Source organism: Methylobacterium sp. J-068 (assembly GCF_022829445.1).
Classification (GTDB): domain Bacteria; phylum Pseudomonadota; class Alphaproteobacteria; order Rhizobiales; family Beijerinckiaceae; genus Methylobacterium.
The window spans coordinates 1-9,450 of sequence record NZ_JAKSXY010000022.1; the positions used below are offsets into that span (position 1 = coordinate 1).

Consider the following 9,450-nt stretch of genomic DNA (forward strand, 5'->3'; position numbering starts at 1 on the left):
TGCGGGAAGCACGGCCATGCCGAGCATCAACTTCATCACCCCGCCCGGAACGAACCTGGAGCCGGAAGGGCCGCCCCAGCGCCGCGCCGACGGTGGGTATGATCAGGTGCTGCGCACGGTGGAAGGCGGCCTCGGCAAGCGCGCGCGCAACGGGCAGGGCCCGTTCGGGCAGGCGGCCGGCGGCGCCTGGTCCAGGATTGGGTGATGGGCAGCATTCCATCCTGGCCGACCGGCCTGCCGGTGCTGCGGGGGCTCGCATCCTCGGCCGGGTCCGACAGTCTGCATCCGGCCACGCAAGAGACCCAGTTCGACGATGGTCCAAGCCGCGTGCGTCGCAGGTCGCTGTTCGTGACGACCCCGTTGAACATGCAGCTGCGCCTCTCGGCCGAAGCCTTCGTCGTGTTCAAGGCCTTCCACCTGAACGACCTGAACACCGGCGCCCGACGCTTCCAGGCGCCGGTCCAACTTCCCGACATGAGCCTGGGGCAACGGGTCTGCCGCATCTCAGGGAAGGTCGCGTGGTCAGCCCCGCGTCGCTTCGAATACCTCGTGTCCTTCACCCTGCTCGTCCAGGATTGGTGATCCGATGACCCTCAAGCAAGCCTTGCAGGAAGCCTATGCCTCCGGTGATGCGGACGGCGTGATCGTCACCACGCTGGAGGTGGACCACGCCTCGCTCGATACCGCGATCCTGCTGGTGCAGAACGTCGACAGCGAGTTGGGCGAGCCCGGCGACGCCCTGGCGCTTCCGCTCGAGGAGGGCGGCCCCAAGGTCCCGCACCTGCTCTGCGCATTCTCGATCATCGCGCCGGGTGCCGATCAGGACGGGCCCACCGAGGGCAAGCTGCAGATCGACAACGTGTCGGGCCTGCTGCACGACCTGATGAAGGGCGTCATCGGCTACAACGAGGCGATCCGCATCACCTTCCGCCAGTACCGGGTCCTGCCTGGGCAATTCGCGGCGGTGACAGGGCCCGACGACGACACCCTAACCGGGCTGGAGATGACCGCCTTCGACCTCTCGGCCGATCGCGCCGAGGGCACCATCGCCTGGCCGGACGGGCGCCAGCAGAACGTACCCACCGGCCCCAACGCGTTCTTCGATCGTGACAGCTATCCCGGCCTGTTCACCTGAGGCACGCCGCGCCTTCCTGCGCGGCGTGCGAGGCCAGCCCTACGATCGGATGGCCTTCAACTGCTGGCACCTCGCCAGCCTGGCGCAGGCGACGCTCGCCGGGCAGCTCCTGCCGGCGGCCGATCCGCTCCTGGTGTCGGACCTGCGCGCGCGCGCCCGCGTCCTGGCGAGCCATCCGGTGCGGTCCGAGTGGGTCGCGATCCCGCAGCCCGTCGACCTTGCCCTGGTGCTGATGGGCAGGACGGCCGGCGCCGAGACCCATGCCGGCACCTGGCTCGCCGAGGATGGCGGGCTGATCCTGCACACCGACGAACCGCACGGCGTCGCCCTCGATCCGCCCCTGGAGATCGCCCAGGCCCGGCGCTGGCGCATCACCTACTTGGTACCGGCGTAAGGAGAGACGCAATGGAACGGTTCAGCATCACTCCCCACGCCGATGGTTCGTCCAGCTTCGTGATCCTAGCCGATGCGTTTTACATTCGGGATGGCGGCTGCGACGATGGCATGAACAGTCTCGATGACGGCGGGCTCCTTGTTCATGGCCAGACCGCCGATCTCAACGTTTTTGATACCGAGAAGTAGTCCGCGACTAAACTCCTCAAGTTCATGGATACGATCGGCACCTATCCCATGTCCGTACGCCATGAATGTCAGGTGCAGAACGCTTCCCAAAGCTCCTGAAACAACTATCAACTGTTCGGCGGTCAGCGGAGGGAGGGTGAACTCTTTCCTTTCCTGCGGGCCTTCGGTAAATTCCATTTCAATTCCTCATTGGTTCGGTTGGCACCTCCAATGGTGAACGGGCCGGGCGAGCGGCACAAGGCTCCCCGGTCCACCTTTCTCCCCACACCGCGATAGTCCGCCCCCTCTGCCGCCGTGGACCGATCCCACGGCTGCGCGGCGCGTTCGCGCGTTCGGCTCCCCAAAAAAAATCATAGGCGCTAAGGTCAGCATCGCCCAATGACTCTCGTTCTGACCACCAACGTCGTCGGCCAGCGGCGCGGCGAGCCCGTGCGGCTGCCGAACCGGCGCCGGCGGCTCTCCACCATCGTGGCGCGTCATCGGCCGCCGGCCGGACGGCCCTTCGTTGTGTCCGTGCATCGCCGCGGCGATCCGGCCGAGATCTACCGGCCGAACGATCGCACCGTGCGGCTGCGCGCGGCCTGGTCGAAGACGCTGGTCGGGCCGCAGGACGTCGTGGTCATCACGACTGCCGCGATGGGTAAGGGCGTCGCCTCGATCGGGCTCGCCATCGCCTCGATCGCGCTCATCGCCCTGGCACCCTATGCCGCGCCGCTCATCGCGGGCTCGGCCCTGTTCGGCGCGGGCGCCGCGGCCGGCGGCCTGACCACGGCCATCCAGGCCGGGCTGGTGATCGGCGGCGTGGCGCTCGGTTACGCCGCCCAGGCCTCGAAGGCGTCGGGAACGAAGAAGAACGCCGAGAGCTACAGCATCACCGGCGGCGGCAACGTGCCGAAGCCCGGTGCGCGCAAGCCTCTGCTCTACGGCAAGCGCTGGTCCTCGCCCCCATTGAGCCAGGGGGACTTCGTCAACATCGACGGCGATTCCACCGTGCTGGTGAAGCGCATGACGCTGGGCCTGGGCAAGTTCCAGATCCACCGCATCCGCGTGGCCGACGCGCTGTTCTGGGACGAGGCCTCGGGCATCCAGGCGCCGTTCAACACCGCGACCGGTCCGTTCGGGGCCGCGATCGAGTTCCTCTACGAGCAGCCCTCGACCATCGCACCGGGCGACATCATCGCCTCGCCGTCCGTGGGCGGGCAGGAACTGCCACGTCCCGGCGGCAATCCGAGCCGCACGCCCTGGTTCCGGCTGGCGCCGCAGGGTGTCTCGGTCGACGCCGCGCAGATGAACTGGACCTATCCGGCGATCTACCGGCTGAACTCGGAGGGCAAGGAGAAGCCGACCTCGGCCGGCGTGGTCTATTACGGGCGGGAGATCGACCCGAACACCGGCGCGGTGATCGGCCCGGAATTCGAGGCGCACCGTTCGATCGAGGGCACGTCGGTCTTCATCCGCACGCCGCTGCGCCGCGTGGCCTATTTCCGCCTGCCGAAGTCGGGCGCCTACGAGATCTCGGCCGCGAACGCTTATCCGGAGGCCCCGGCGAGCGAGACGCAGGAGAACCGCGTGGTCTGGGACGCGATGTACGCGTTCGAGGACGACACCCGCATCCGGCCGCAGACCACCGAGATCGTCCTGCGCATGCGGGCCGGCAAAGGCCTGACCGTCACGGCCTACTCGGACATCTCCGTCGAGGCGACGCGCATCATCCCGGTTTGGACCGGCAGCGCCTGGGTCGAGCAGCCGACGCGCAAGGCGGTCTGGGCCTATTGCGACCTGGTGCGGGCGGAATACGGGCTCGACGCGCTCTCGGGCGCCGATGCCGACAAGGCGCTCTATTACGCCGACCTGCTCGGCGCGAACGACACCTATGACGGGCAGCTGCCCGAGGTGGCGTCGTTCTGGGAGGCGGCTTCCGAGATCCTGCTGCCCCTGCGCGCCGATCCGGTGAAGGTGGGCGCCGTGCATTCCTTCGTGCGCGACGAGAGCCGGGCCGAGCCGCGCCACGTGCTCACCCGCCGGCAGATCGTGCGCGACAGCGCGGGCGCCACCTTCAAGACGAAGGTCGAGGGCGGCGACGTCATCGTGGAGTTCGACCGCGACGGCGACCCCAAGCGTCCCGACGAGGCCCGGTTCTCCTATGGGCCGCAGAGCCGGACGCCGAAGCGCTACCGGGTGAACGGCATCACGGACGGCACGCACGCCCTGAAGCACGCCACCTGGCTCGCGGCCGTGGCGGTGTTCCGGGGCGCCGAGCGCAAGATCACCACCGAGTGGGACGGGCGCCTCGTCTATCCCGGGGACCACGTGCTCTCCGACCTGTGGTTCCTCCAGGGCAAGCAGGCCTACGGTGTCGATGCCCGCAACGGCAACACCCTCACCCTCGACGTCACTGCCAACGTGCCCGGCGTTTGGGGCTACGGCTCGATCCGCACGCGAGCCGGCCGGGAATGGGGCATCCTGCGCATGCGCGGCGTCGGCCCGCGCGGGCTGGAGCTCCACCCCGACGACGTGACGGCGCTCCAGGCGCAGACCGGGCGGACGCTGTCGAGCATCTTGGCCCTCGACAGCCAGGACCCCACCACCGTGGTGCTGGGCGATCTCGTCGAGTTGCAGGAGACCTACGTCGCGCGCTCGGCGATCCCCTCGGATGCCGACCACGTGCAGATCGAGATGGTGGCCGACGACGCGCGCGTCTGGCAGCTGCTCGACGAGGATGTGATCGCGCCGGCGCCGGTCGGCGCGGACGGGCTGGCCGAGCCGCTCGTTCCGGAGATCGCGGTGCTGCACGCGCGCTGCGTGCGGATCGAAACCGGCATCGAGGTGGTCTGGGGCGTGTCGGCCACGCGCGGCGCCCGGAACTACGAGGCCGAGCTCTCCTACGATGCCGGCGGCAGCTGGGACGTGCTCTCGCCCTTCGGCCCGGCCTCGTCCGGCCGGGCGGCGATGCGCCAAGTCGAAGGTCCGGTCACGGTGCGGGCCCGGGCCTACGGCCGCACGGGTCTGCCCGGCGCCTGGAATCTGACCACCTTCACCACCGTGGCGCCGGTGGTCGACGGCTCGCAGACCGAGATCGTCAACCTGCCGCCGATCGACTATGCTGGACTGACCGATGACGTGCGGGCCCGCCTCGACCACATCAACGCGGTCGCGGCGCAGGCGCAGGCGATTGCCGTCCAGGCGAAGGCGGATTTCGATGCCGCGAAGGCCCGTGCCGACCTGGCGCTGGCGCGCGCCCTGGAGAGCCTGGGCAACGACACCGCCAACACGGCGGCGATCACGGCCGAGTCGCAGAGCCGGCTGACGGCCGAGGGGGCGATTACGTCTCAGGTCGCCATCGCGGTCTCCCGGATCGACGGGAACACGGCCGCGATCATCGACGTGTCCAGGACCACCGCAGATGCCGTCAGCGCCCAGGCGTCGCGCACCACTGCGCTCATCGCGCAGACGGACAATGATAGGAACCAAAACAACAGCGACCGTGCCTATTTTCTTGCGGAACAACAGGTTCGAAAATCGAACGACGAGGCTTATGCTACCAGCTTAACTGGGCTTCAGGCTCGCATCGGCACGGCAGAGGCCAATCTCGTCGATGAGCGAACGGTTCGCGCCGACGCGGTGAGTGTCCAAGCCACGCGGATCGACGGGGTCTCCGCGCGGGTCGGCACGAACGAAGCATCCATCATCCAGGAGGCTTCCATCCGGGCCGATGCGGTCAGCGCGCAAGCGCAGCGCATCTCCCTCGTCGAGGCAATGGCCGGCGAGAACACCGCGCGGATCGCGCGGGAGGAGGTGACGCGAGCCGATGCGATCACGGCCGTCTCGCAGTACAGCGCCTACATCATCTCGCGGGTCGGCGATGCCTTCGGGGCCATCTCCGACGAGAGCGTCACGCGAGCCACGGTCGATGGTGCCCTGTCCCAGCGCATCGAGAGCACGGCGGCGACGGTCGGGGCGAATTACGGCCTCCTGGTCGACGAGTCGACGGCCCGCGCGACCGCCGTCAGCGCCCTGTCGAACCGGATCACCGATGTGCAGGCCCGCTCCGATGCCGGGACGGCCACGGGGCGGTTCAGCCTCGCGGTGCAGTCCGGGCCGGCGGGCGTCTCGGCCCGCATCCAGGCGCTGGTCGCGGTCCAGGCCGGCGGGCAGACGCGGGGGGCGGGCTGGTACGTCGAGGTCATGGACGACGGCACCAGCCGCTTCGTGGTCGATGCCAACGGCTTCTTCGTCACCAGCAACGGGTCCAGTGTCCCGCTGCTGTCCTTCGACGGCAACACGCTGCGGGTTCCCAACCTTCAGCTGACGTCCCCGAACGTGCCCGCTGGTGTCGCCAGCACGCCGGCTCGGTTCGACGCCTATAACTACACGCTCATTTCTGGCGCAGGGCAAGTAAACAACGCCTACGACGCGAATATGATCGCGAACATTTACTCGGATGGGAACACCTATCCGACGACCGTTTCGCTTTACGGCAATCTCACCCTCACGTCCGGCAGCTTCTTAAGCCGAATGGACTTGATGATCGATGGCGTTCGTCGGGCGACCGTGATCTTCAACGGTGGAGACCTGAGTTCTCAAGCCAACACCAGCATTCAGGCCCAGTTGGGATCGATCGACTTCCAGGCGGTTGCCGTCGTGTACCTGGGACAGGGCAATCACCAAGCCCGCTTCCGATACACATACGTTGGGCAACAAGCGGGATCGCAGATCGTCATCAATGAAATTCACTTGGCAAGCGTCACACAGCGCGCATAATCGAAGGACAGAGCCATGATCACTGTGAAAATCACCTCGGAAAAGACGCTCGATACGCCGGATGACATCGCGGCCTTCCTGAGGTCGGACTACGAGGACATGACCGCTCGCGCGGCCTTCCAGCCGGGTGACGTCGTTTCGATCGCGAACCGGGCCGGGATGATCCCGGATATCGGCATCGGCGATGTGGCGGTGGTGGTCTACTCCGAGCCGTCGCCCTCACCCTTCACCCATGCTCGCCTGCTGCACGAGAATGGCTCGACCATGACCATGCAGATCCAGACCGCCAACCTGACCAGGCGGGCGGCCGCGTGAGCACCGGGCAGACACCGGCCCCGAAGCCAGTCCTGACCGTGACCGAGATGAACGGGCGCATCGAGGAACTGGAGCGCCAGCGCAACGAAGCGCTCACCCGCTGCGCCACCCTGTCCGGCATCGCCGCGCTCCAGCGCCAGACCCTCACCGAAGCCTATGCCGAGATCGAGCGCCTGAACGGCCTCGTGCCGGTCGAGATCCCGGCGGCCGAGACCGCGCCCGACGCGACCCCGGCGCCGATCCTCAAGTAGGCCGCCCCGCCGCTTTCGGCGGCCCGACACCACCCGCCCCCGACATCGCCGCACCCACGCACCGGACCGCCTCGCGCGGCCCGCTGCGGCCGTTCGGCTGCGCGACACGAGAGACCGCCCATGGCCGGCCTGCCGCAGTTCCTGATCTCGACCCAGACGGACCCCTATTGGGAGATCCCGTTCTTCGACGCGGCCGGCAACCCGCTCTCGGTCGAGGGGCGCACCTTCGAGGCCTGGATCGCGCCCGCGACAGCCAAAACAGGCGTGGGCGAGCCCGTGGCACCGCTCAAGGTGCTGACGTTCCAGGACGGTCTCTCGCTCGTTCCGCCCACCGACGGCAGCGGCGACCAGACCGTCAAGAACACCTTCGTGCATCGCGTGTCCCGGGCCTTCGCGCAGGCAAACTTCCCGCGCGGCGAGCTTACCGCCGATCTGCTGGAGGTGGTGGACGGCGCACGGCGCCTGCTCGTGCCGGTGCGCCTGCGTTACGACGATCCGGCCGCCATCCGCGACTTCGTCGCCGATCGGGCCGGTGTCACCTTCGGTCAGGGTCGCCAACCGATCATCACCCCCGTTGCCGTGGCGGGGCAGACCGGCGCGCGTGGCACGGGCTTTCTGACCGGATCGCTGGCACCGCAGCCGTCCGACGGCGAGAATGGCGACTACTGGGTTGTCGAGCGCGACGGGCAGGCCAACCTCCTCTACGGCCCCAAAGATGACGGCGAGTGGCCGCCCCAGCCCTCCTCGACGCTTGGAGTCGGCGGCGTCGCCGACGTGCCGGGGTTGCCGGGTGCCCTCGCGGGCAAGGTGAGCGCAGACGGACGGGCAATCCCGACCTTTGCCGGCGATACGCTGAACGGTGGGGCCGGCGAGGTCCCGGCGCGGCGGTGGACGCGCGGCGGTGTCCAGGCCTGGGCCGAGCAGTTGCTCCCGGAATCGGACGGCAAGACGCTGGACAGCTTCGCGCCCGACGGCACGTATCTCGGCTACGGCTATCGCGCGCAGCGCGCTACGGGGGGCAAGGGGCGTGGCGCACCCGTCATGCGGATGGCGGCCTGCAACTTCTTCCAGCCGCGTGCCGTGAGCCATGCCGACACGAACGTCCTCGGCAACATCACCAACCACGACACGGCCAATCAGCCGCCGTTCACCACCATCACCAACGGCCTGATCACCACGTCGGGTAGCAACACGGTCCTGGTGGTGATCGGGGGCCACGGCCTCTCGTCCGGCCTGTCGCAGTGGTTGCGCCTGAAGTTCGAAGGCGGTCAGGCCACGTTCGGAGGCCTGACCATAAAAGATGGGCCGTACAGGATCGTCGGGTATCCCAACCTCGACAGCGTCTTTATCGAGGTGCCGGGTCCGAACGCCACCGCCAATGTCGCCGGTGGCGGAAAGGTCGTTCTTACGCTCGCGATCAACGTTCAGGGCGAAACCAATCGGGTCGTCATTCGCGACGGCAATCGAGGTTTTCCTGTCGGACGCACGGAGTTTGTGGGCTTCAATTTCGATTTTGAGGAAGCTGGCGCGTCAGCCGAGGGCCGCTGGTACGTTGTCCAGAGTTCGCCCACGACATCCGTCACCGGCGGCAACACCAACATGGGGGAGCACAACCCGGTCAACCGCTATCCCGATCGCGGCTTTGGTCGGTCGCCCGATGTTCTCCAGCGACAGATGATGGGCTTCCTCTGGGCACCGGAAACCACCGACGTTGTCAGCGACGGTGGAGGTGCTGGTGTCGGGGCTCACAGCTTCTCCCCGCAATCCGTCCTGAAATCCCCGAACAAGCACACTGTCACCGGCTACTATGTCGGCTGGTATCAAGGGCATCACATCGGACCGGGCGCTCTCGTCGGCCAGGGGCGCGATCCTGTCACTGGACATGGTGGCGTCGGCGATGTCACCCATGGCGACTACACAGAAGCAAACTTCGTCTCGACCACCGCCGGCAGCGCGTCGGTGTGGGTGCAACTGCGTTTCGAGGCGCAGTTCGATGTCGGAGACGAATTCATCTTCGCTCGTCCCGTCTCCGTCGGCGGCCTGACGCTGCGCGGTCCCTACACGGTCGCCACCAAAAGCAATGGCAATAGTCTGACGTTTCTTGCGCCCGCGAACGCGACGGCAACCGTTCCGATGGGCAATTTTGCCGGGTTCGGTAAGATCATCAGCTTCAAGAAGGACCGGCCGCGCGCGATCCAGCACGCTTACGGCGGCTATGTCGAAGGCCTCAACTACACGAAGGCCTACTTCGAGAGTGGCCGGGCGATGATGCTTGCCACCGGCATGGTGTTTACGTGGCTGCACACGGATGGCACCGTCAGCAACCTGACCACCAACGATGAAGGCGACCTGACCTTCGTCGACAAGAACGGCAACGCGCACAATGTCGGGGCGGTGGGGCCGTAC

General features: G+C 67.4%; 9 protein-coding genes. 8 read left to right on the plus strand and 1 reads right to left on the minus strand.

The features are described from left to right. The 4 genes from MKK54_RS01445 to MKK54_RS01460 form a co-directional block, all read left to right on the plus strand. Positions 1-205: hypothetical protein (locus MKK54_RS01445; protein ID WP_244008516.1), on the plus strand; the 205-nt coding region annotated here is incomplete at its 5' end. Continuing rightward, positions 205-582, plus strand: coding sequence for a hypothetical protein (locus MKK54_RS01450; RefSeq protein WP_244008732.1), 378 nt, complete (start codon positions 205-207; stop codon positions 580-582). The genes MKK54_RS01445 and MKK54_RS01450, both read left to right, overlap by 1 nt. Before the next feature lie 4 nt (positions 583-586). Continuing rightward, positions 587-1,135 carry a DUF1833 family protein gene (locus MKK54_RS01455; protein ID WP_244008733.1) on the plus strand — a complete coding sequence of 183 codons (549 nt, stop codon included), beginning with the start codon at positions 587-589 and terminating at the stop codon, positions 1,133-1,135. Further along, positions 1,107-1,529: a glycoside hydrolase gene (locus MKK54_RS01460; RefSeq protein WP_244008734.1), complete on the plus strand. Its 423-nt coding sequence runs from the start codon at positions 1,107-1,109 to the stop codon at positions 1,527-1,529. The genes MKK54_RS01455 and MKK54_RS01460 overlap by 29 nt, the downstream gene beginning before the upstream one ends. Positions 1,530-1,594: 65 nt before the next feature. Here MKK54_RS01460 and MKK54_RS01465 read toward each other — a convergent pair whose 3' ends face one another. Further along, positions 1,595-1,894, minus strand: coding sequence for a hypothetical protein (locus MKK54_RS01465; protein WP_244008735.1), 300 nt, complete (start codon positions 1,892-1,894; stop codon positions 1,595-1,597). 201 nt (positions 1,895-2,095) lie between these two features. Here MKK54_RS01465 and MKK54_RS01470 point away from each other — a divergent pair, with 201 nt between their 5' ends. The 4 genes from MKK54_RS01470 to MKK54_RS01485 form a co-directional block, all read left to right on the plus strand. Beyond that, positions 2,096-6,478: a host specificity factor TipJ family phage tail protein gene (locus MKK54_RS01470; RefSeq protein ID WP_244008736.1), complete on the plus strand. Its 4,383-nt coding sequence runs from the start codon at positions 2,096-2,098 to the stop codon at positions 6,476-6,478. A gap of 24 nt (positions 6,479-6,502) precedes the next feature. Then, a complete protein-coding gene (locus tag MKK54_RS01475) occupies positions 6,503-6,793 on the plus strand; it encodes a hypothetical protein (protein WP_244008737.1) in 291 nt (96 codons plus the stop codon). Continuing rightward, positions 6,790-7,044 carry a hypothetical protein gene (locus MKK54_RS01480; protein ID WP_244008738.1) on the plus strand — a complete coding sequence of 85 codons (255 nt, stop codon included), beginning with the start codon at positions 6,790-6,792 and terminating at the stop codon, positions 7,042-7,044. Before MKK54_RS01475 ends, MKK54_RS01480 begins: the two co-directional genes overlap by 4 nt. A gap of 120 nt (positions 7,045-7,164) precedes the next feature. Next, positions 7,165-9,450 (plus strand): hypothetical protein (locus MKK54_RS01485; protein WP_244008739.1); only part of this gene is annotated, 2,286 nt, incomplete at its 3' end.